This is a genomic window from Streptomyces griseobrunneus (assembly GCF_046713465.1).
GTDB classification, from domain to species: domain Bacteria; phylum Actinomycetota; class Actinomycetes; order Streptomycetales; family Streptomycetaceae; genus Streptomyces; species Streptomyces microflavus.
On record NZ_CP177080.1, the window covers coordinates 3,243,548 to 3,263,250 of the forward strand.

A 19,703-nucleotide genomic window follows, 5' to 3' on the forward strand; every position below is an offset into this window, starting at 1 on the left:
CTCCGGCCATCCCCGTCACCATCCGGGCGAGGTGCGGCGAGGGCCGAACAGGACATGTGCGCGCATTCACGAACTTCCGGATCGCGCCTGCGCGGACTTCCGGACGGGGCGGCGGAACGTCCGACGCCGAAGCGGAGCGGACCTCGGTCGAGTGCGCGAGGGCCGCCTGTCACTCGACACCCACACTGTGACCTGCGTCACCCCACCCCCTCCGCAGGAAAACCGGGCTTGGCCATCGGTGTGAACGGATGGTAAGCGGCGGGCAATTCGGGCGTATTGCCGAAAGGCAGAGATCACGACCCTGATCGCGCATGCCCGTTTTGCCCGTTACGGCGTCAATAAAGGCGCACGGAAAGCGGATTCATAGATTCCGAACGTAACTGTGTCGCAACACACGTTTCTTGATGGGACCCCTACAGCCCTGATAGCGCTAGTACCCATGTCCCACACCGCTCACATACCCAGCCACCGGAAGCCCCGCCAGCGCGCCTCGAAGTCGGCGCTGCGAGCCGGAGTTGCCGGTGGCGTCCTCAGCACCATCGCGGTCGCGGGTGCCGCCGGTCCGGCCCAGGCCGAACCGGTGACCCAGACGATCGAGATGCCCACCATCACCACCGGGCTCTCCACCGCCGTCGCCGCCTCCGCACAGGCCACGCAGCAGGTCGCCCTCGACCTGGAGACGCGGGCCTACGAGGACGCCGCAGCCGAGAGCGCTGCGAAGAAGGCCAAGAAGGCCCAGGCCGAGGCCGTCCGCAAGGCCGAGGCCAAGAAGAAGGCCGAAGCCAAGGCCAAGGCCGAAGCAGAAGCCGCGGAGCGTGCCGAGCGCGCCTCCCGTACCGCCGAGCGCACGACGCTCAGCGCCCCCGCCGGCTCTTCCTCGGGCAACTCGTCCTCCGCGTCCGCCCCCTCGTCCTCCTCGTCGACCGCCACGGGCTCCGCCGGAGCCATCGTGGCGTTCGCGAAGGCCCAGGTCGGCGACGCGTACGTGTCCGGTGGCACCGGCCCCAACGCGTGGGACTGCTCGGGCCTGGTCCAGGCCGCGTACCGCACGGTGGGCATCGACCTCCCGCGCGTCTCGCAGTCCCAGTCGACCGCCGGCACCCCGGTCTCCCTGGACAACCTCCAGCCGGGCGACATCCTGTACTGGGGTGGCGCGGGCAGCGCGTACCACGTCGCGATCTACGTGGGCGGCGGCGAGTTCGTCGGCGCGCAGAACTCCAGCACCGGCACGGTGCAGCGCTCCATGGACTACGACCGGCCGACCGGCGCGGTCCGCGTTCTCTGATTCACAAGCGTCACCAGCGGTTCGGGGACACCCGTCGCCGCACGGCTGAGGGCCGCCGCTCCCCCGCTCGGGAGTGGCGGCCCTCGGCCGTGATCCGGTCATGGAGCCGCGGTGGTCAGTGCTGCGGCAGCCGGTCCAGCAGCCAGGTGCCCAGTTCCTCGGTGATGGCCGTGTGCGCGGTGGTCGTGGACGAGCAGAGGAACTCGTCCACCTCGCTGTCCTCCGGGGACAGGCCGTCGACGTTCGCGTACAGGTCCTCGGGCCGGTCGAGGTCGCGGATCGCGACCGCGCTCACCGTCGGGACGAAGCAGACGTCCGGGTGGCGCAGGTCCACCGTCGCGCCGAACTTCTCCAGCATGGTGGCGAGGATCCGGTACGAGCCGAGCGTGCCGCCCGGTGCGCCGTCAAGCGCCGGGAACCCGCTCGTCGTGATCGTCTTCTCGGCCTTCGGGAACAGCCGCTTCAGCTCGGCGACGACGACCTCGTGCCCCTCCGCCTGGGTCAGGAGCGTCGTGCCCGGGTAGACCCGGTCGCCGGTGGACGCCAGCGCCGTCTGACCGGGCGGCACCTCCAGGCCCACCCCGTCGCCCCGGCCGTTGGCCACGGCGATCCTGCGCGGCCGGGCGGGCCAGCCGCCGACCTCGTCCAGCGCCGCCAGGAACTTCTCGCGCTCCGGGTCGACCCCGACGGTGCCGTCCTCGCTGTTGTAGTGGCGCCACAGCATCTGCCGTGCGGCGGAACTGTTCATCTGCTTCGCGAAGTTGTTGGGAACCGGGATGAAGTGCGAGAAGGCCTGCAGCCCGATCGGGATCACGGCGCCCCGGTGCGGGCTGTCGTAGGAGAAGTAGAGCGCGGTCTGGTGGTCGATCCGATCGCTCTCCAGCTTCGCCAGCGCGTAGCGGGTGACGATCCCGCCCATGCTGAAGCCGCCGACCGTCAGGGGCGCGTTGCCCAGCCGGGAGGCGATGGTGCGCTGGATCGCGGCGATCGCGGTCTTCGCGTTGTCCAGGATCGAGGCGCCACGGTCGTCGTAACCGAGCAGGATCACATCGTGGCCCCGCTGCTTCAGGGAGCCGATGAGCGGGAAGTCCTCCTCCAGCCCCAGGTAGAGCGCGTCGAGATCGCTCCGGCCCAGGTTGAAGCCGTCCGCCATGATCACCGGCCGCTGGATGCCCTGGTGGCCGTCCGCGTAGTAGACCCGGGCGAAGCCGCCCGGCAGGTCCCACTCCTCGTCGGCGGCCGGGGCCGAGGCTCCGCCGGCCGCCGTGACCTGCGGTGAACCCGCAAGCGTGAAGGCGCCGATGCCGTGCTCCGCGCTCTCGTCCTGCTGTCCGGACACTGTGTCTCTCTTCCGTCCGCGCGCATGCCGCAGCGGCCCGACGGACACGGGCTCGGAGACTGCGGTGGGGTGCGAGGACCCGCACATCATGGCGGCGGTTCCGGCGGTCGCAGGCCCCCGCGACGCGTGGTGTCACCTCTTCGGGCAGAAAGCCGTGACGGCATGTTTGACCTGCGGAAAGGTGTTTTTGGCCGGTCTCTTGCGGTACGGGGACGGCGGCCCCGGGCCGGCAGGCCCGCCCCTCCTGGGGACGGGCCTGCCGGCCACCCTTCCAGCGCTTCGGGGACGGGGGAATCCCGCCATTCGTCACGTCACCCGTACGTCGGACACGGCGACGGCCGCCCGGCGGGCCCCCGCCACGGCCAGAGCCGACGCCATCAGCGCGGCGCTCACCCAGACCGGCGCCCGGTGGCCGAGCCCCGCGTCCAGGGCCAGACCGCCCGCCCACGGACCCACCGCAGCCCCCAGGTTGAACGCGCTCGTGGTGGCGGCCCCCGCGAGCGTCGGGGCGCCCGGGGCCAGCCCGAGGACCCGGGTGATCAGGGCCGTGCCCGTACCGAAGGCGAGCATGCCGAGCAGCGGGATCAGGGCGAGGACGACGAACGGGCGGGCCGCCGTCAGGGCCAGGGCGCTCCAGCCGAGCGCCAGGGCGGTCATGCCGTACGTGACGAAGGCCGTGGGCCACCGCTCCGCGTACCGGCCCGCCGCGGTGACGCCGAGGAACGCGCCCGCCCCGAAGAGCGCGAGGGCCGCGGGCACCCAGGCGGCGCCGAGGCCCGTCGCACGGGTGAGGAGCGGTTCCAGGTAGGAGAAGGCGCAGAAGGTGGCCCCCTGGACCAGGGCCATGGTGAGCAGGGTGGGGCGGAGGCGGGGGCCGGTGAGGACGCGCAGTTCGTCCCGTACGGATACGGGGGCGGGGGCCGCCTCCGGCCGGGGGCGGCCCGGGACGGACCGCAGGATCGCCAGGAACGCGGGCAGGGAGACCGCGGCGACCGCCCAGAACGCGGCCCGCCACCCCCACCGCTCCCCCAGCACCGCTCCGGCGGGTACTCCCACCACGCAGGCGATCGTCACCCCGCCGACCACCACGGCGGTGGCCCGCCCCTTCAGCCGGTCGGGGACCATCGAGACGGCCGCCGTCAGGGCCACCGCCCAGAAGCCCGCGTTGGCGACGGCCCCGACGAAGCGGGTGGCGAGGAGGACTCCGTAGCTCGGGGTCAGCGCACCCGCGATGTGGACGGCGACGAACACCGCGAGGAAGAACAGCAGGGCGCGGCGCCGGGGCCAGGTACGGCTGAACAGGGCCATCAGGGGTGCGCCGAGGACCATCCCGACGGCGAAGGCGGAGGTGAGGAGGCCGGCGGCGGAGAGGGGGACGCCGAGATCGGCGGCGATGGACGAGACGAGCCCGGACAGCATGAACTCGGAGGTGCCCTGGGCGAAGACCGCGAGCCCGAGGACGTAAACGGCGAATGGCATGGGTGCAGACCCCTTGGACGGAACCGTCGGTGGACAGACGAACCGAAGTGCGGGGATGCGGGCCGCGCGGGGCCGCCGGACTACCGGCGGGGCGACGCGGAGGAGTGCCCGGTCGTGTTCTTGCGTCGACCGGGGCACGAACCCGGCGTACGGCGGCGATTCAGCGCGTACGCGGGGTGGGAACGGCCCGTTCCCGCGGTGATCCGGCGGCGACGGAGCCGTGGTGAGGGAGGCCGGTGACCCGAGGGGGCCGACCGGCGACGCTCAGCGGCAGTCCGCCCACCGGCGCACCGGTGGGCGGAGTCTGTCGGACTCGGGGCTGCTCATGGGGTGAGGCCAGGGTCTTTCGTTTGGATCAGGGAGCGGGGTCCGGTGCGTGCAGCTGCAAGGCGGAGGAGGGAGTCACTGCGGAGCATTGGCGACCGACGACAACGCCGCAGATGGACATGCCGGGGCACGCGAGCCCGGCCTGATCCAAACGAGAGGCCCTAGCGGCCGGCGCGGCGGGGGCGGCGGGTCGTCCGCTCCGGCTCGCGTGCGGAGGTGGTGGGCGCGGGCGGCGCCTCGTACAGCGCGTCCAGGTCCTCGTCGTCGTCCGGGGAGGTCAGGCCCGCGGCGAAGCGGGGCTCCAGGAAGAGGCCGTGGTGCTGGGGCGGCGCGGTGTCCTCGGTGCCCGGTTCCGGGCGCGAGGACTTCCGGGGCAGGGATGCGGTGGTCATGGCTGTCTGTCCTTGGGGTCGAGCAGCGCTGTATCGGCTTGTTCCGTACCCCGCTGGCCTGCGTTCGATGTGAGCGTGCGTCATGAAGAGTCGTACGCGCCGCGGGTCGCCGCTGGGGCGAGGGCGGGCACCAGCCGGTCCGGGACTGCCGACGACCGGGGGTGGCGCGCAAATCATCGCACACGATCACGCGGGGGGTTGAGGATTATGCCCCGGCGCAGGCCGTGCCGGGCACCGGGGCGGTGCCCGGGCCGGGCTCCCGGGCCTGGGCGCCCGGCTCAGAGCACGACGCGGAAGTGTGTCGTCAGGCGCCGGTCCTCGCCCAGGACGTGGAACGCGAGGCCCGGGGGCTGGTCGCGGTCGGCAGGGTCGGCCCCCTCCCAGGGCATGCGCAGGGTCCAGGTGACGGCGGGCCCGACGACGAGGGGACGGCCGGCGAAGGTCGAGGCGGCCGCCGTGTGGGCGTGGCCGGTGAGGACGGCGACGACCCGCGGGTGGGCGTCGAGGAGGCCGGCGAGGCGTTCCGGCTCTTCGAGCCGCCCGGAGTCGGGCAGCGGGTGGTGGAGCTCGACGGGCGGCTGGTGGAAGGCGATCAGCGCGGGGACGCCGTCCGGGAGCGCGCCGAGCGTGGTGTCGATCCAGCTGAGCGTCTCCGCGTCGAGGCGCCCCTCGTCGCGGCCGGGGATGGTGGAGTCACACATCAGGACGGCGGTTCCGGCGATCCGGTGGACCCGGTTGACGGGGCCCTCCTCGGGCGCCTCGCCGAGGAAGGCCTTGCGGTAGGCGGGGCGCGCGTCGTGGTTGCCGGGGCAGGCCAGTACGGGGAACGGGGCGGCCAGGATGCGGGCCGCCTCCTCGTACTCGGCCTCCGCCGCGTGATCGGCGATGTCCCCGGTGACCAGCAGCGCGTCGACCGGGCGGGGCAGGGCCCGCAGATACTCCATGACGCGGGTCGCCCGGTGCGTCGCGCGTTCACTGCCGTCCAGGTGCAGATCGCTGATCTGGGCAAGCAACATGTCTGTCCGTCCCCCGCATAACGTTAATTTCTATTTTCCCGTTAGGACTCTAGAGTGGGGGGCGGACAGAGTTCAAGAGGCCGTCGACAACCGGCCGAGGGCGGCGAAGGGGGCGACCGGTGACACAGCGGCCCGTCATGGAACTGGCGAGCACCATCCGCCACGACGGAGAGGGCGGCGTCGTCGACGACCTCGCGACGGTCCGGGGGACGACCCGGTGGATCCAGCAGCAGGCCGGGAACCTCGCCCCCCAAGAGTTCCTCACCGGTGAACTCCTCGTGGACGAGGAGCTCAGGGACGGGATCGTCGGCGTACGGCGGGCCGTCCGGGCCCTGTTCGCGCGGGTGGTCAGCCCGGCCCCGCCCAGCCCGGCGGACGCGCACCTCCTGATGCCGCCCGCCGAGGCCTTGGCCCACCTCAACGCGGCGGCCGCCCGCGAGCTCGTCGCCCCGCAGCTGGACTGGCCCGCCGAAGGGGCCCCCGTGGCCCGGCTGTTGTCGGCCGAGGGCGACCCCCGTGTACGGCTGGTCGCTGCGCTGGCGCGCGATGCCGTCGACTTCCTGAGCGGACCGGAGCGCGAACAGCTGCGGGCCTGCCACGCGCCGCGCTGCGTGAGGTACTTCATCAAGAGCCACGGCCGCCAGGAGTGGTGCAGGCCGTCCTGCGGCAACCGGGCCCGGGTGGCCCGCCACTACGAGCGCACGCGGGGAGCGGCGGGAGGCGAGGGGACCGCCGGGCGGTGACTCCCGTACGCGGCGGCCCCCTGGCAGCCGGGCCTCAGGCCTTCGGAGCCACCTTCGACAGCCCGTTGATGATGCGGTCCATCGCGTCGCCGCCCGTCGGGTCGGTCAGGTTGGCCAGCATCTTGAGCGTGAACTTCATCAGGAGCGGGTGGGTCAGGCCGCGCTGGGTGGCGATCTTCATGACCTTCGGGTTGCCGATCAGCTTCACGAAGGCGCGGCCCATCGTGTAGTAGCCGCCGTAGGTCTCCTTGAGCACCTTCGGGTAGTTGTTCAGGGCCAGTTCGCGCTGGGCGGGGGTGGCGCGGGCGTGGGCCTGGACGATCACGTCGGCCGCGATCTGGCCCGACTCCATGGCGTACGCGATGCCTTCGCCGTTGAACGGGTTGACCATGCCGCCCGCGTCGCCGACGAGCAGGAGGCCCTTGGTGTAGTGCGGCTGGCGGTTGAAGGCCATCGGGAGAGCGGCGCCCCGGATGGGCATCGTCATGTTCTCCGGGGTGTAGCCCCACTCCTCGGGCATCGAGGCGCACCAGGCCTTGAGCACCTCGCGCCAGTCCAGTTCCTTGAAGGCGGAGGAGGAGTTGAGGATGCCGAGGCCCACGTTGGAGGTGCCGTCGCCCATGCCGAAGATCCAGCCGTAGCCGGGGAGCAGCCGGTCCTGGGCGCCGCGCTTGTCCCACAGCTCCAGCCAGGACTCCAGGTAGTCGTCGTCGTGGCGGGGCGAGGTGAAGTACGTACGGACGGCGACGCCCATCGGGCGGTCCTCGCGGCGGTGCAGGCCCATCGCGAGGGAGAGCCGGGTGGAGTTGCCGTCGGCGGCGACCACGAGCGGGGCGTGGAAGGTGACCGGGGTCTTCTCCTCGCCGATCTTCGCCTCGACGCCGGTGATGCGGCCGGTGCGCTCGTCCCGGATGGGGGCGCCGACGTTGCAGCGCTCGTACAGCCGGGCGCCGGCCTTCTGCGCCTGCCGGGCGAGCTGCTCGTCGAAGTCGTCGCGCTTGCGGACCAGTCCGTAGTCCGGGTAGGAGGCGAGATCCGGCCAGTCCAGCTGGAGCCGTACGCCGCCGCCGATGATGCGCAGGCCCTTGTTGCGCAGCCAGCCCGCCTCCTCGGAGATGTCGATCCCCATGGAGACGAGCTGTTTCGTGGCGCGCGGGGTGAGGCCGTCGCCGCAGACCTTCTCGCGGGGGAACGCCGTCTTTTCCAGGAGCAGGACGTCGAGTCCGGCCTTGGCGAGGTAGTACGCGGTCGTGGAGCCGGCTGGGCCCGCTCCGACGACGATCACGTCCGCGCTGTGCTCGGAGAGGGGCTCGGTCACGGTCGGATCTCCCGAAGACTCGAATTCGCGTGCCGCGCGGCACATGTCCCGTGCAGTCTATGGGGGCCTGCTGAACAACCCTCCGAAGGGCTCCCTCATGTCGATAGCACCTGTTCCGCCCACTGCTCCGGCCCCCGCGGTACGTCTGCGCGTCCCGACCGACGAGGACGCGCTGTTCTGGCACCGGGTCTTCGACGACCCCGAGGTGATGGAGTTCTTCGGCGGCCGGAGAGCGGACTTCTCCGTGTACGAGGAACTCACCGCCCGTCAGCGCCGCCATGACGCGGAGCTCGGCTACTGCCTGTGGACCGTCACCGACGAGGACGGCACCGTGCTCGGCTTCACCGGGGCGCAGCCGTGGCCGCACACCCACTACGGGCCGGTCGGCGCCATCGAGATCGGCTGGCGTCTGGGGCGCTCCGCCTGGGGGCACGGGTACGCCACCGCCGCCGCCCGCACCACGCTGGAGCGGCTGCGGGCGGCCGGGGTGCCGGACGTCGTCGCGATGATCGACTCCCGTAACGCCCGGTCCATCGCGGTGGCGGAACGGCTCGGGATGCGGCTCGCGGAGACCTTCACCACCCCGCGCCCCGGACAGGAGGCGCGCTGCTACCGGCTGGAGCTCTGAGGCGGCTCCTGTACGTGTGTGTCAGGCGCGGGTGGCCCGGTGCAGGGCCACCACTCCGCCGGTGAGGTTGCGCCACGCCACGTTCGACCAGCCCGCCTTCTGAAGGAGTGCGGCGAGGCCGGGCTGGTCGGGCCAGGCGCGGATGGACTCGGCGAGATAGACGTACGCGTCCGGGTTGGACGAGACGGCCCGGGCGGCCGGCGGGATCGCGCGCATCAGGTACTCCGTGTAGACCGTGCGGAACGGAGTCCACGTCGGCTGCGAGAACTCGCAGATCACGACCCGGCCGCCCGGCTTCGTCACCCGGTACAGCTCGCGCAGCGCGGTCTCGGTGTCCTGGATGTTGCGCAGCCCGAAGGAGATCGTGACGGTGTCGAACACCTCGTCCTTGAACGGCAGCTTCATGCCGTCGCCCGCCGTGAACGGCATCCACGGGTGGCGCCGCTTGCCCACCTTCAGCATGCCGAGCGAGAAGTCGCACGGCACCACATAGGCACCGGCCCGGGCGAAGGGCTGCGAGGAGGTCGCGGTGCCCGCCGCCAGGTCGAGGATCTTCTGCGCGGGGCGGGCGTCGACCGCCGCCGCGACCGCCTTGCGCCACAGCCGGGCCTGGCCCAGCGAGATCACGTCGTTGGTCAGGTCGTAGTTGGCCGCCACACCGTCGAACATCGAGGCGACTTCGTGCGGCTGCTTGTCCAGGGAGGCTCGGGTCACCCTTCCATTCAAGCAGCCTGCCCGTACGGATCAGTGGGGGCGGTCCCCCGCGACGGCGACGCGTTCGGCGACCCGGCGGTGCGGGGCGTAGTCGTTGACGGCGTAGTGCTGGGTGGCCCGGTTGTCCCAGAACGCGACATCGCCCGCCCGCCAGCTGTACCGCACCTGGAACTCCGGCGCGTGCGCCTGCTGGAACAGCAGCCGCAGCAGCCGGTCGCTCTCCTCCTGCGCGAACCCGACGATCCGGGTGGTGAACGAGGCGTTGACGAAGATCGTCCGGCGGCCGGTGGCCGGGTGGCGCCGCACCACCGGGTGCTCGACGGGCGGGAACCGCTCCTGGTGCGGGGCCAGCCGCTCCGGCGGGTAGAACCGGGAGAACCCGGGGATGAAGTCGTGCACCGCCCGCGCCCCCTCGATGCGCTCCTTCACCTCCTCGGAGAGGTTGTCGTACGCGGCCGCCATGTCGGCCCACAGCGTGTCCCCGCCCACCGGCGGGACCTCGCGCAGCTGGAGGACCGCGCCGAGGGCCGGGCGCTCGCGGAAGGTGACGTCCGCGTGCCAGACGTTCTCGAAGGTGGGGACGGCCGAGCGGTCGAGCCGGGCCACCTCCGGGTCGTCGCCGGTGGCGAGCAGCGGGTTGGTCTCCAGCTCGCCCCAGTGCCCGGCGAAGGCGCGCTGCTGGCGCGAGGTGAGGTGCTGTTCCCGGAAGAACAGCACCTTCCACTCCAGCAGCGCCCGGTCCAGCTCGGCACGGAGGGCCGGGGCGAGCGGCCGGGAGAGGTCGACGCCGTGGATCTCGGCGCCGATCACCCGGCTGCGCGGGACCAGCTCGAAGAGCTCGTAGGGCCGCTCGTCCCACCCCTGAGGGACCCGCTGCAGGACGCGCGGGCCCTCGTACAGCCCGTCGGCGGGGATGCGGTGGTCGCGCAGGGCGGGGGTGGTCGTGAGGGTCATGGTTCTCCTCGGTCGGTGGTCGTACGTATGTCAGCGGGCCGCGTCGCGTACCGCCGTACCGATCTCGGCGCGCAGCGCGGCGTACTCCGGCAGCCCGCGCAGCTCGTCGGGGCCGGTGCCGGTGCGCGGCAGGCCGATCGGGATGTCCAGGGCGACCCGGCCCGGCCGGGCGCTGAGCACGACCGTGCGGGTGCCGAGGAAGACCGCCTCGTCCACGCTGTGGGTGACGAAGACCGACGTGGTTCCGGTCTCGGCGGAGACCGTGCGCAGGTCCTCCTGGAGCCGCTCCCGGGTCAGCGCGTCGAGCGCGGCGAACGGTTCGTCGAGCAGCAGCAGCCGCTTGCCGCCCGCCAGGGCGCGGGCGATGGCCACCCGCTGCTGCTGGCCGCCCGAGATCTGCCAGATGCGGCGGCCCGAGGTGTCCGCGAGGCCCACCCGCTCCAGCAACTCGGCCTTGCGCTCAGCCCGTTCGGCCCGGGGCACGCCCGCGTACTTCAGCGCCAGGCCGACGTTGTCGCCGACCGTGCGCCACGGGAAGAGGCGGGGCTGCTGGAAGACGATGCCCGCCTGGCTGCCGGGCTCGGGCTGCCCGCCGAACACCTCCACCTCGCCCGAGGAGGCCCGCTCGAAGCCCGCGATGAGGCGGAGGAGGGTGCTCTTGCCGCAGCCGGACGGCCCGACGAGGACCAGGAACTCTCCGGCCGGGATCTCCAGGGAGACCGGGCCGAGAGCCGTCACGCTCTCGGTGCCCCGGCCGCCGCCGCAGGTGTGCTCGACGTCGCGTACGGAGACGACGGGATCGCCCTTGCGCTGTTCCGGGACGGGAGCCTTCTCGGCGTCCGGTGCCCTGTCCGTGTCAGGGAGAGACGGCATCGGTGAGCCCTTCCACGTAGATGGACTTCCGCAGCTTGTCCAGGTCGGGCGCGGAGTCGATCTGCTTCTGGTCGACCAGGAACTGCGCCGCGCTGTGCAGGTTGTCCGCGAGACCGCCGACCTTGCCGGGGGTCCCGAGCCACTTCGCGTCGGCCTGTTCGGCCGGCTTGAGGAAGATGCCCTGCTTGATCTGGGCCCCGGCCTCGGCCGGGCTGATCCCGAGCTGCTTGCCGACGGCGGCGGAGGCCGCGTCGGGGTCGTCGTGGATCAGGTCGAGCGCCTGGGCCTGCGCCTTGCGCCAGGCGGGCAGCACATCGGGGTGGGCCTCGATGAAGCTGGTGGAGGCGACCCCCAGGTCGAGGGTGGGCTTGCCCGATGCGGCGAGTTCCCGGCTGGAGACGAGGACCTTGCCGGTCTTCTTCAGCTCCTCCAGGGTCGGCAGCCAGACGTACGTGGCGTCGATGTCGCCGCGCGTCCAGGCGGCCAGGATGTCCTGCGGCTCCAGGTCGAGGAGCTGGACCTTCGAGGAGTCCACCCCGGCCCGGTCGAGGGCGGCGAGCAGGCTGTAGTGCGAGGTCGAGCTGAACGGGGTGGCGACCTTCTTGCCCTCCAGGTCCTTCACGGAGGAGACCTTGGAGCCGTTACGGGCGACCAGCGCCTCGTTCTCCCCGGCCACGTCGAGCACCCAGGTGACCTGGTACGGGATGTTCAGCGGCTCGGAGAGGCCCCGGGCTACCGGGCTGGAGCCGATGGCCGCGAGGTCCACGGAACCGGCCACGAAGGCGGTGTTGATGCTGGCGCCCGAGTCGAACTTGGTCCACTTGATCTCGTAGCCGGGGAGCGCCTTCTCCAGCCAGCCCTTGTCCTTGACGATCAGGTCGCCGCTGGGGAAGGCCTGGTAGGCGATGCGTATCGTCTTGCCGCCGTCATTGCCCCCGTCACCGGACCCGTCCTGCCCGCAGGCCGTCACCACCAGCAGGGCTCCGAGTGCGGCGGCGATCGAGGAGAGGCGGAGCCAACCGCGTGTTCCGGCCATGTGTGTTTCCTTCGTACGGAGGTGGATGAGAACAGGGGGTGGATGCGAACAGGGGACGGTGGAGGGGCGGTCTACGCGTGGCGTCGCCACGGGGCGAGCCGGTCCGACAGGACGCGCAGCCCGGCGTCGATGAGCAGCCCGGAGATGCCGATGGCGAAGAGGCCGAGGATGACGGTGTCCGACTGGTTGTAGCGCTGGGCGTCCCGGATCAGACCGCCGATGCCCGGCAGGCCGTTGACCGTCTCGGCGGCGACCACCGAGGAGTACGCGATGCCGAAGGCGAGACGGACGCCGACCAGGATCTCGGGCAGCGCGGACGGCAGCACGACCGACGCCACTACCTGCCCGCGCTTGGCCCCGATCGCCCGCGCCGCCTCGACCAGTGCGGTCGGCGCGGACGCCACGGCGGAGGCGGTGGCCGCGGCGACCGGCGGCATCGCGGCGATGGCGAGCAGCCACAGCTTGGGCGCCTCGTCGATGCCGAACCAGATGATCAGCAGGCTGAAGTAGGCGAGCGGCGGCAGGGTGCGCAGGAACGCCACGGCGGGCTCCAGCACCACTCGTACCCACGGCAGCGTCCCCATCAGGACACCGACGACCAGCCCCGCGACGACACCCGCACCGGCCCCGATGAAGATGCGTCGCAGGCTGATGCCGAGGTGCTCGATCAGGGTGTGGCCCTGGTAGCCGCGCACCCCGTCGTGCGTGCCGGAGGTCTCCAGCAGCGCCCGCCACACGGCGGCGGGCGAGGGGACCAGCACCGGTGACCAGAGCTGGAGCACGACCACCAGCTGCCAGAGCGCGAGGAGGACGGCGAGGGCGACGAGGCGGAGCCCGACGCGGCGCCGGCGGGCACCGCGCTCCGGCCGCCGTCCGGCGGGGGCGGGGACGGCCCGTTCCCGTACGGAAGTGGGCGTGGTCATGGAGGGCTCCGGGGACAGGGGCAGGACAGACCACCGGGCTTACGGACAAGCCGGGAGGGGACAACCGCCGGGAAGGGAGGAGAAGGAGGAGAAGGAGGAGAAGAAAGGGGGAAGCGGAGAACCGGGAGCCGGTGACGTACGGAACGTACGAAGGGATCAGATACCGGTCGCGCACACAGGCAGCACGCGAACTTCGACGCACCGAGGCGTCAGGTCCCGGGGGTCCAGGGCTTCAGGGCATCGCCGAGGATGCCGCGGCAGGGCTTCAACAACAGGAAGCGCTGGAAACGCGGCAGAGATCGATGTGGAGGCACTCCACCAGAAAACGATCGACTGTCACGGCAGTTGTTCTAGCACAGGCCTTCCGCGATCCACCAGATTCGTACCGCGGAGTGAGACATTCCGTCCCGCGGGCCGGTCTCTCGAACTGATCACCGTTCGCCTTCAACCTTTTCGGCACCCGCGAACTCTGTAACGGGTGGAGGCCGCCCCCGGGGCGGTCGACGGGGGGTGCACGGAGACGCGAGGAGAGGGAGGGCGGATGCCGGCAGGGGCGGATCCCGGCGGGGCGGACGGGGAGAGCACCGCGTTCGAGGCGTACGCGCGGGACGGGCAGCGGCGGCTGTACCGGACGGCCTACCTGCTCTGCGGGAACGTGGAAGGCGCCAAGGACCTGACGCAGACGACCCTCGCCAAGCTGTTCCAGCACTGGCGCCGGGCGAGCCGGGCGGACAACCTCGACGCCTACGCCAAGACCGTCCTCGTCCGCACCTATGTGGCCGAACGCCGACGTTCCGTACGGGACTTGGTCGCCCACCGGTCCAACGCTCCTCGCCCGCAGGCCGATCCGGCCACCCATGCCGACCTCCGCCTGACGCTGCTCGCCCTGCTCGGCGAACTCCCGCCCCGGGCACGGGCGATGGTCGTCCTGCGGTACTGGGACGATCTGAGCGTGGAGTCGGTCGCCTCGCTGCTGCGGTGCAGCGAGTCCACGGTGAAGAGCCAGTGCTCACGTTCACTCGTCCGGCTGCGCGCCCGCTTGGGCGATGTTCAGCTCTACTCCACCGGAAGTTGAGGGGCGGTCATGACTCCAGAACCCCGACCCGGTTCACCCGAGGAAGAGATCTTCCGGGACGCGCTCCAGCGGACCGCCGGCGCCCTGGCCCCGCCGCTCGACCTGGTCCCCGGGGCCGTACGGGAGGGACGGCTGCGACGGGCCCGGAGCCGGGGGCTCGCGGTGGCGGGCGCCTTCGTCGCGGTGACCGCCGTGACGCTGGGCCTCGCGCTGCTGGGACCCTTGCTGCGGCCGGCACCCGACACCGGCCCCGCCGCCCCCGCGCCCGGCCCCTCCCTCACCCGGCCAGTGCCGGACCCTTCCCTCACCCGGCCCTCGCCGGGACCCTCCCCCGATCCGACGGAGCCCGTAACCGGCATGCCGACCCCGACCCCCTCGCCCCCGCCCGCGACACCGCCCTCGACCACCTCCCCGACCGCACCCACGGACGGGCCCTCGGGTGCGCTCCCGGGCGGACCCTCGGGCGCCGTCCCGGCCACGCCCGACCCGGCCGGGTCCGGCGCCGCGCTGTTCGCCCCGTCGCCGGCCCCCGGGACGTCGAAATGACCGGCCGCCGCGGCCTGGGCACCCTGCCGCACGACGAACCGGCCCGCGACACCGAGACGTTCCGGCTGCGCGCCCTCCCCGGGCCCCGCACGGGGGACGGCGGCCAGGGGCGCGCGCCGGGGGGCCGGTCCGCGAGCCGGTCGCTCTCCCGCTCCGGCTCCCGGTCCCGCTCCCGCGAGCGGCGAAGACGCCGTAACCGGCGCCGGACGGCGGGGCTCGTCGTGCTCGCCCTGGCGGCCGTGGCCCTGGTGGCCGTCCTCTTCGACCGGCCCTGGCAGAACGGGGACCCGTCCGTCACGGCCGGCGCGGGACCCGGGACCGGGTCCGGCGACGACAACGCCGAGGCCCCGGTCGCCCCGGCCCCGCCACCCGCGGCCCCCTCCACCGCACCGGCCTCCCCCACCCCCTCGCCCCCGGCCGGAGACCGGCCGCCCAGCGCCTCCGACGTACCGGCCTCCGGCCCCGGCACGTTCACCGTCGCCCGCGCGGGCGTCACGAAGTCCGGGAAGGGCGAGCCCTACCGGGTCGAGGTGGAGGACGGCATCGGCGTCGACCCCGACCGGGCCGCCGAGGACATCGCCGCGATCCTCGCGGACCCGCGCGGCTGGAGCCACGGCGGGGAGCGCACGTTCCGCCAAGTCACGGACAAATCAGCCGGGTTGGTGGTCAAGATAGCCACCCCGGCGACCACGGACCGGCTCTGCGGTGCGTACGGGCTGAAGACCCGGAGCGAGGTCAACTGCCGGGGCGGGGAGCAGGTGATGGTCAACCTGAAGCGCTGGCAGCTGGGCTCACCGCAGTTCGACGGGCCGGTCGCCGAGTACCGGGCCCTGATCATCAACCACGAGGTCGGCCACTGGCTGGGGCGCGGCCATGAGACCTGCCCGGGGAAGGGACGCCCCGCGCCCGCGATGATGCAGCAGATAGACGGGCTGAAGGGGTGCGTCGCCAACGCCTGGCCGTACGACGCCAAGGGACGTTATCTGGGCGGGCCTTCGGTGCCGTAGCCCTCCCGCCGGAAGTCGGGCTTCAGCGGGCACGGTGCACGAGCCGCCCCGCGAGCACCGTCGCCACGCAGTGCCGGGCCCCGCCCGCGCGCAGCGCCGCCTCGTCGGGCACGTCGAAGGCGGCGAAGTCCGCGCGGCCGCCCACGGTCAGCGGGCCGTGGGCGGTGGCGGCCAGATCGCCGCCGGCCGCGAAGGGATCCAGGTCCGGCGGAGCGGCGGGGCCCCCGGTGGCGGCCGGGACCTGGACCAGCCCGGACCGGGAGAGGGCCGTCCGCAGCGCGGGCTCGTCCGCCCCGAACGGGCCCACCACATGCGTGGTCCCGTACCGCAGCATCCGCTGGAGCCCCCGGCGTACGCTGCCCGCCCGCCGGGCCGTGTCCATCGCCGCCGCCAGCCGTTCGAACTCGTCGCCCCACAGGGGCAGTTCGCCCAGCTCGTCGGCCTCGCGCGGGTCCGGGTGGTAGCAGCGGGTGAGGAGCTCCCGGGCCCGGTCCTGGCGGAGTCCGGGCGTGAGGAGGCCGGGCCAGCGGCGGACCCTGGCCGCCGGGTGGGCGGCGACGACCTCCTCGTACGGCCCGATGGCGGCGATCCGGTCGCCGTCCACGGCCACCGCACCCTCGGCCACAGGCGCCGCGCCGACCGGCAGGACCAGGGGCGCGGCGTGGACCGTCAGCACAGGCGCACTAGTTGGCGTTGAGGAGCTTGAGCTCCGGGTGGGCCGTGCCGCCCGCGATCGCGGTGGAGGAGATGTGCGAGACCACGCGCTCGTCGACCGGGTCGTTCGCCGGGTCGTCGTGCACGACGAGGTGCTCGTACGTCGTGGCGCGCTGGGCCGGGACCCGGTCCGCCTTGCGGATCAGGTCGATGATCTCCATCCGGTTGGAGCGGTGCTTGGCACCGGCCGAGGAGACGACGTTCTCCTCCAGCATGATCGATCCGAGGTCGTCGGCGCCGTAGTGCAGCGACAGCTGGCCGACCTCCTTGCCGGTGGTCAGCCAGGAACCCTGGATGTGGGCCACGTTGTCGAGGAAGAGCCGGGCGATGGAGATCATCCGCAGGTACTCGAAGAGCGTGGCCTGCGTCTGGCCCTTCAGCTTGTTGTTCTCCGGCTGGTAGGTGTACGGGATGAAGGCGCGGAAGCCGCCCGTACGGTCCTGGACGTCCCGGATCATCTTCAGGTGCTCGATGCGCTCGGCGTTGGTCTCGCCGGTTCCCATCAGCATGGTGGAGGTGGACTCGACACCGAGGCCATGGGCGATCTCCATGATCTCCAGCCACCGCTCGCCGGACTCCTTGAGCGGGGCGATGGCGGTGCGCGGCCGGGCGGGCAGCAGCTCGGCGCCCGCCCCCGCGAAGGAGTCGAGACCGGCGGCGTGGATGCGGCTGATGGCCTCCTCGGCGGAGACCTTCGAGATCCGGGCCATGTGCTCGATCTCGGAGGCGCCCAGCGAGTGGATGACCAGCTGCGGGTACGCCTTCTTGATCGCGGAGAAGTGCTCCTCGTAGTACTCGACGCCGAAGTCCGGGTGGTGGCCGCCCTGGAACATGATCTGGGTGCCGCCGAGCTCGACGGTCTCCGCGCAGCGGCGCAGGATGTCCTCGATGTCCCGGGTCCAGCCCTTGGCCTTGTCCTTGGGGGGCGCGTAGAAGGCGCAGAACTTGCAGGCCGTCACACACACGTTGGTGTAGTTGATGTTGCGCTCGATGATGTACGTCGCGATGTGCTCCGTACCGGCGTAGCGCCGGCGGCGTACGGCGTCGGCGGCTGCCCCCAGCGCGTGCAGCGGCGCCGAGCGGTAGAGGTCGAGCGCCTCCTCCGGGGTGATCCGACCGCCCTCGGCGGCTCGGTCGAGGACGGGCTGAAGGTCGGCCTTCTCGGTCACCGGGCTGTCACCTTTCGGCGGTTTTTTGAGGATCCTCGGACCGATCCAGCGTACGCCAGCCCCTTGCGCCGTCAGCCGCCGGACCGGGTGAGCTCCCCGTACGGGAGGCCCGCGGCGCGCTCCTGCGACCGGTAGCCGAGCGTTCCGTCGTCGGTGAGGCGGAAGACCAGGTCGGCCTCGGTGGTGGTGCAGAGGCCCGGGGTGCTGGGGCGGTCCGGGTCGGTGCGCTCGCGGATCCTCAGCTCCTGTCCGGTGCCGGCGGTGAGGGTGCCGACGCTGTTGCAGGTGACGGTGATCCCGAGCTGGGAGATGGTGTTGGACATCCGGACGACCTGCGCGCCCTTCCTCCCCTCGGTGAAGACCGCGGTGAGGGTGCCGTGCGGCTGTCCGTTCGTCTTCTCCGTGAGCGGGCCCTCCCAGGTTCCGACGAACGCCTTCGGCACCTCGCCGACCGGGGCCTCGCCCGCGTCGGAGGGATCGACTGAGGGGGTGCCGGAGGGGTCGTCGGATCCGGCGGGGGCGGGATCCTCGGGCGCGGTGGCCGTCGCGGACGGTGGGGTGGCCGCGGTGTCGTTCCCCTTGCGCTGGTCGGCGTCGCCGCCCGGCAGGAAGGCGTCGAGCAGACCCGAGCTGAAGGCGACGACCGCGAACGCGCCCGCCACGGCCAGCGCGACCGTGCAGCTCACCCGGCGGCTCCGGCGCGCCCCGGCGGCCGCGCCCGCGCCCCTGCTCGTGCTCGCCTGCGAGTCGGCGCTGACGGTGACGGAGAACCGGGGGTCGTGGGTCCGCTGCCCGGGGAGCCCGCCGCCGCGGCCGTCGCCCGTGGGCGCGGTGGGCGGGGGCGGGGTGCCGGGAGGGCCGTCCGGTACGTGGACGAGGGGCGGCCCGAAGACCCCGAGGAGGCCGGCCTCGGAACCCGTGGGGACGCCGGAGCCGGTACGGGAGCCGGGGCCGGTACGGGAGGAGCCGGTACGGGGATCGGGATCGGAGCCCGTACGCGCATCGGAGCCCGTACGGGAACCATCGCCGCTACGGGCATCGCGTCCGGGGCCGTCGTGCGGGTCCGCACCCGGCCCCGCCCCGAACCCCGCCCCCAGCGACGCGCTGCTGAACGGCACCGGGCCCGAGCCCACCGGCGCGTCCTGCGGTTCCAGGTCCAGCAGCGCCACCGCCGACCGGCTGACCTCGGCCACCAGCCGGCCCGGCAGCCACCCCGCCGCCACCATCGCCGCCGCCCCGTCCGGAGCGAGCGTGCGGGCCAGGTCGGCCGGGGCGGGCCGCGCGTCCGGGTCCTTGGCCAGGCACCCGGCGACCACCTCGCGCAGCTCGCCCTCCAGGTCGCCCAGTTCGGGCTCCTCGTGCACCACCTTGTAGAGGAGTACGGCGGAGGAGTCGCCGGAGAAGGGGGCGGCGCCGGTCGCCGCGTACGCGAGGACCGCGCCCAGCGAGAAGACGTCCGCCGCACCCGAGACGTCCCGGCCGCGGATCTGCTCGGGCGCCATGTAGCCGGGCGAGCCGACGGAGACGCCGGTGGAGGTGAGCGAGACGGTCGCGCCGAGGGCCCGGGCGATGCCGAAGTCGATGAGGCGGGGGCCGTCCAGGGCGAGCAGCACGTTGGAGGGCTTCACGTCGCGGTGCACGATGCCCTGGCCGTGGACGACGTGGAGGGCCTCGGCGAGCCCGGCGCCCAGGGTGCGTACCGCGTGCTCGGGCAGCGGGCCGTGCTCGGTGATCGCCTGGGAGAGCGGCGGCCCGGCGACGTAACCGGTGGCGACCCAGGGCACCGGGGCGTCCGGGTCGGCGTCCAGGACCGCGGCGGTCCACTGCGCGCCGATGCGCCGCGCGGACTCCACCTCGCGCCGGAACCGGGCGCGGAACTGCTCGTCGAGCGCGAAGTGCGGGTGGACGACCTTGACCGCGACCGTGCGGCCGCCGGCGCTGCGCCCCAGATAGACCCGGCCCATGCCGCCCGCACCGAGCCTGCCGAGCAGCCGGTAGGCACCGATGGTGTGCGGTTCGCCCGCTTCCAGCGGCTGCATATGGCCTCCCCCTGTGAACCTGCGGACGGTGCACCTTGTGAACCTGTGAACGATGCACCTTGTGGACGGTGAACCCTGTGGTCGGTCCGGACTCGGACCGAAGCCTAGGGGGCGCCACCGGCGCGG

Annotated in this window: 19 protein-coding genes; 6 read left to right on the forward strand and 13 right to left on the reverse strand. The window is 72.8% G+C overall.

What is annotated here, in order from left to right:
- Positions 1 to 439 precede the first annotated feature (439 nt).
- Complete coding sequence (locus ACK8N7_RS14565; protein WP_403216672.1) at positions 440 to 1,285, forward strand: C40 family peptidase; 846 nt, start codon at positions 440 to 442, stop codon at positions 1,283 to 1,285.
- Between the two features lie 115 nt (positions 1,286 to 1,400).
- On the opposite strand, the gene ACK8N7_RS14570 is transcribed toward ACK8N7_RS14565, so the two are convergent.
- From ACK8N7_RS14570 to ACK8N7_RS14585, 4 genes are all read right to left on the reverse strand, one after another.
- Positions 1,401 to 2,624 carry an esterase/lipase family protein gene (locus tag ACK8N7_RS14570; protein ID WP_403216674.1) on the reverse strand — a complete coding sequence of 408 codons (1,224 nt, stop codon included), beginning with the start codon at positions 2,622 to 2,624 and terminating at the stop codon, positions 1,401 to 1,403.
- A gap of 306 nt (positions 2,625 to 2,930) precedes the next feature.
- Positions 2,931 to 4,103 (reverse strand): Cmx/CmrA family chloramphenicol efflux MFS transporter, encoded by a 1,173-nt coding sequence (locus tag ACK8N7_RS14575; RefSeq protein ID WP_500442633.1) that lies wholly within the window; start codon positions 4,101 to 4,103, stop codon positions 2,931 to 2,933.
- A 488-nt stretch (positions 4,104 to 4,591) separates the two neighbouring features.
- Entirely contained in the window at positions 4,592 to 4,822 is a 231-nt protein-coding gene (locus ACK8N7_RS14580; RefSeq protein ID WP_403216678.1) for a hypothetical protein, read from the reverse strand.
- 278 nt (positions 4,823 to 5,100) lie between these two features.
- The gene (locus tag ACK8N7_RS14585) at positions 5,101 to 5,838 is read right to left on the reverse strand and encodes a metallophosphoesterase (protein WP_403216680.1); all 738 of its coding nucleotides are present in this window, start codon (positions 5,836 to 5,838) and stop codon (positions 5,101 to 5,103) included.
- A gap of 137 nt (positions 5,839 to 5,975) precedes the next feature.
- On the opposite strand from ACK8N7_RS14585, the gene ACK8N7_RS14590 reads away from it, so the two are divergent.
- Complete coding sequence (locus tag ACK8N7_RS14590) at positions 5,976 to 6,581, forward strand: CGNR zinc finger domain-containing protein (protein WP_403216847.1); 606 nt, start codon at positions 5,976 to 5,978, stop codon at positions 6,579 to 6,581.
- Positions 6,582 to 6,615: 34 nt separating this feature from the next.
- Here the strand turns inward: ACK8N7_RS14590 and ACK8N7_RS14595 are convergent, their stop codons facing one another.
- On the reverse strand, positions 6,616 to 7,899 hold the full coding sequence (locus ACK8N7_RS14595) for a geranylgeranyl reductase family protein (RefSeq protein WP_403216682.1): 1,284 nt from the start codon (positions 7,897 to 7,899) through the stop codon (positions 6,616 to 6,618).
- Between the two features lie 97 nt (positions 7,900 to 7,996).
- Here ACK8N7_RS14595 and ACK8N7_RS14600 point away from each other — a divergent pair, with 97 nt between their 5' ends.
- Positions 7,997 to 8,527, forward strand: coding sequence for a GNAT family N-acetyltransferase (locus ACK8N7_RS14600; protein WP_032760071.1), 531 nt, complete (start codon positions 7,997 to 7,999; stop codon positions 8,525 to 8,527).
- 21 nt (positions 8,528 to 8,548) lie between these two features.
- Here the strand turns inward: ACK8N7_RS14600 and ACK8N7_RS14605 are convergent, their stop codons facing one another.
- From ACK8N7_RS14605 to ACK8N7_RS14625, 5 genes are all read right to left on the reverse strand, one after another.
- Positions 8,549 to 9,241, reverse strand: coding sequence for a demethylmenaquinone methyltransferase (locus tag ACK8N7_RS14605; RefSeq protein ID WP_500442635.1), 693 nt, complete (start codon positions 9,239 to 9,241; stop codon positions 8,549 to 8,551).
- Positions 9,242 to 9,271: 30 nt separating this feature from the next.
- Complete coding sequence (locus ACK8N7_RS14610; RefSeq protein ID WP_500442637.1) at positions 9,272 to 10,195, reverse strand: TauD/TfdA dioxygenase family protein; 924 nt, start codon at positions 10,193 to 10,195, stop codon at positions 9,272 to 9,274.
- Positions 10,196 to 10,225: 30 nt separating this feature from the next.
- Positions 10,226 to 11,068, reverse strand: a complete 843-nt coding sequence (locus tag ACK8N7_RS14615) for an ABC transporter ATP-binding protein (protein ID WP_500442639.1) — start codon at positions 11,066 to 11,068, stop codon at positions 10,226 to 10,228.
- Entirely contained in the window at positions 11,052 to 12,104 is a 1,053-nt protein-coding gene (locus ACK8N7_RS14620; protein ID WP_500442641.1) for a taurine ABC transporter substrate-binding protein, read from the reverse strand. The genes ACK8N7_RS14615 and ACK8N7_RS14620 overlap by 17 nt, the downstream gene beginning before the upstream one ends.
- A 71-nt stretch (positions 12,105 to 12,175) precedes the next feature.
- Complete coding sequence (locus tag ACK8N7_RS14625) at positions 12,176 to 13,027, reverse strand: ABC transporter permease (protein WP_500442643.1); 852 nt, start codon at positions 13,025 to 13,027, stop codon at positions 12,176 to 12,178.
- Between the two features lie 541 nt (positions 13,028 to 13,568).
- On the opposite strand from ACK8N7_RS14625, the gene ACK8N7_RS14630 reads away from it, so the two are divergent.
- The 3 genes from ACK8N7_RS14630 to ACK8N7_RS14640 are packed head-to-tail and all read left to right on the forward strand — an operon-like array spanning position 13,569 to position 15,655.
- Entirely contained in the window at positions 13,569 to 14,102 is a 534-nt protein-coding gene (locus ACK8N7_RS14630; RefSeq protein WP_403216694.1) for a SigE family RNA polymerase sigma factor, read from the forward strand.
- 9 nt (positions 14,103 to 14,111) lie between these two features.
- Positions 14,112 to 14,648 carry a hypothetical protein gene (locus ACK8N7_RS14635; RefSeq protein ID WP_403216696.1) on the forward strand — a complete coding sequence of 179 codons (537 nt, stop codon included), beginning with the start codon at positions 14,112 to 14,114 and terminating at the stop codon, positions 14,646 to 14,648.
- On the forward strand, positions 14,645 to 15,655 hold the full coding sequence (locus ACK8N7_RS14640) for a DUF3152 domain-containing protein (protein ID WP_500442645.1): 1,011 nt from the start codon (positions 14,645 to 14,647) through the stop codon (positions 15,653 to 15,655). Before ACK8N7_RS14635 ends, ACK8N7_RS14640 begins: the two co-directional genes overlap by 4 nt.
- A 22-nt stretch (positions 15,656 to 15,677) precedes the next feature.
- Here ACK8N7_RS14640 and ACK8N7_RS14645 read toward each other — a convergent pair whose 3' ends face one another.
- From ACK8N7_RS14645 to ACK8N7_RS14655, 3 genes are all read right to left on the reverse strand, one after another.
- On the reverse strand, positions 15,678 to 16,331 hold the full coding sequence (locus ACK8N7_RS14645) for an imidazolonepropionase-like domain-containing protein (RefSeq protein ID WP_500442646.1): 654 nt from the start codon (positions 16,329 to 16,331) through the stop codon (positions 15,678 to 15,680).
- 7 nt (positions 16,332 to 16,338) lie between these two features.
- Positions 16,339 to 17,538 carry a cyclic dehypoxanthinyl futalosine synthase gene (mqnC, locus tag ACK8N7_RS14650; RefSeq protein ID WP_015610597.1) on the reverse strand — a complete coding sequence of 400 codons (1,200 nt, stop codon included), beginning with the start codon at positions 17,536 to 17,538 and terminating at the stop codon, positions 16,339 to 16,341.
- A gap of 71 nt (positions 17,539 to 17,609) precedes the next feature.
- Positions 17,610 to 19,577 (reverse strand): serine/threonine-protein kinase, encoded by a 1,968-nt coding sequence (locus ACK8N7_RS14655; protein ID WP_500442648.1) that lies wholly within the window; start codon positions 19,575 to 19,577, stop codon positions 17,610 to 17,612.
- Between the last annotated feature and the right edge of the window lie 126 nt (positions 19,578 to 19,703).

Excerpts from the sequence above, each read along its gene's own strand:
- ACK8N7_RS14630 (WP_403216694.1), top strand. The coding sequence starts at position 13,569 with ATGCCGGCAGGGGCGGATCCCGGCGGGGCGGACGGGGAGAGCACCGCG.
- ACK8N7_RS14635 (WP_403216696.1), top strand. The coding sequence starts at position 14,112 with ATGACTCCAGAACCCCGACCCGGTTCACCCGAGGAAGAGATCTTCCGG.
- ACK8N7_RS14565 (WP_403216672.1), top strand. The coding sequence starts at position 440 with ATGTCCCACACCGCTCACATACCCAGCCACCGGAAGCCCCGCCAGCGC.
- ACK8N7_RS14625 (WP_500442643.1), bottom strand. The coding sequence starts at position 13,027 with ATGACCACGCCCACTTCCGTACGGGAACGGGCCGTCCCCGCCCCCGCC.
- ACK8N7_RS14620 (WP_500442641.1), bottom strand. The coding sequence starts at position 12,104 with ATGGCCGGAACACGCGGTTGGCTCCGCCTCTCCTCGATCGCCGCCGCA.
- ACK8N7_RS14610 (WP_500442637.1), bottom strand. The coding sequence starts at position 10,195 with ATGACCCTCACGACCACCCCCGCCCTGCGCGACCACCGCATCCCCGCC.
- ACK8N7_RS14600 (WP_032760071.1), top strand. The coding sequence starts at position 7,997 with ATGTCGATAGCACCTGTTCCGCCCACTGCTCCGGCCCCCGCGGTACGT.
- ACK8N7_RS14640 (WP_500442645.1), top strand. The coding sequence starts at position 14,645 with ATGACCGGCCGCCGCGGCCTGGGCACCCTGCCGCACGACGAACCGGCC.
- ACK8N7_RS14585 (WP_403216680.1), bottom strand. The coding sequence starts at position 5,838 with ATGTTGCTTGCCCAGATCAGCGATCTGCACCTGGACGGCAGTGAACGC.
- ACK8N7_RS14590 (WP_403216847.1), top strand. The coding sequence starts at position 5,976 with ATGGAACTGGCGAGCACCATCCGCCACGACGGAGAGGGCGGCGTCGTC.
- ACK8N7_RS14655 (WP_500442648.1), bottom strand. The coding sequence starts at position 19,577 with ATGCAGCCGCTGGAAGCGGGCGAACCGCACACCATCGGTGCCTACCGG.
- ACK8N7_RS14575 (WP_500442633.1), bottom strand. The coding sequence starts at position 4,103 with ATGCCATTCGCCGTTTACGTCCTCGGGCTCGCGGTCTTCGCCCAGGGC.
- ACK8N7_RS14580 (WP_403216678.1), bottom strand. The coding sequence starts at position 4,822 with ATGACCACCGCATCCCTGCCCCGGAAGTCCTCGCGCCCGGAACCGGGC.
- ACK8N7_RS14615 (WP_500442639.1), bottom strand. The coding sequence starts at position 11,068 with ATGCCGTCTCTCCCTGACACGGACAGGGCACCGGACGCCGAGAAGGCT.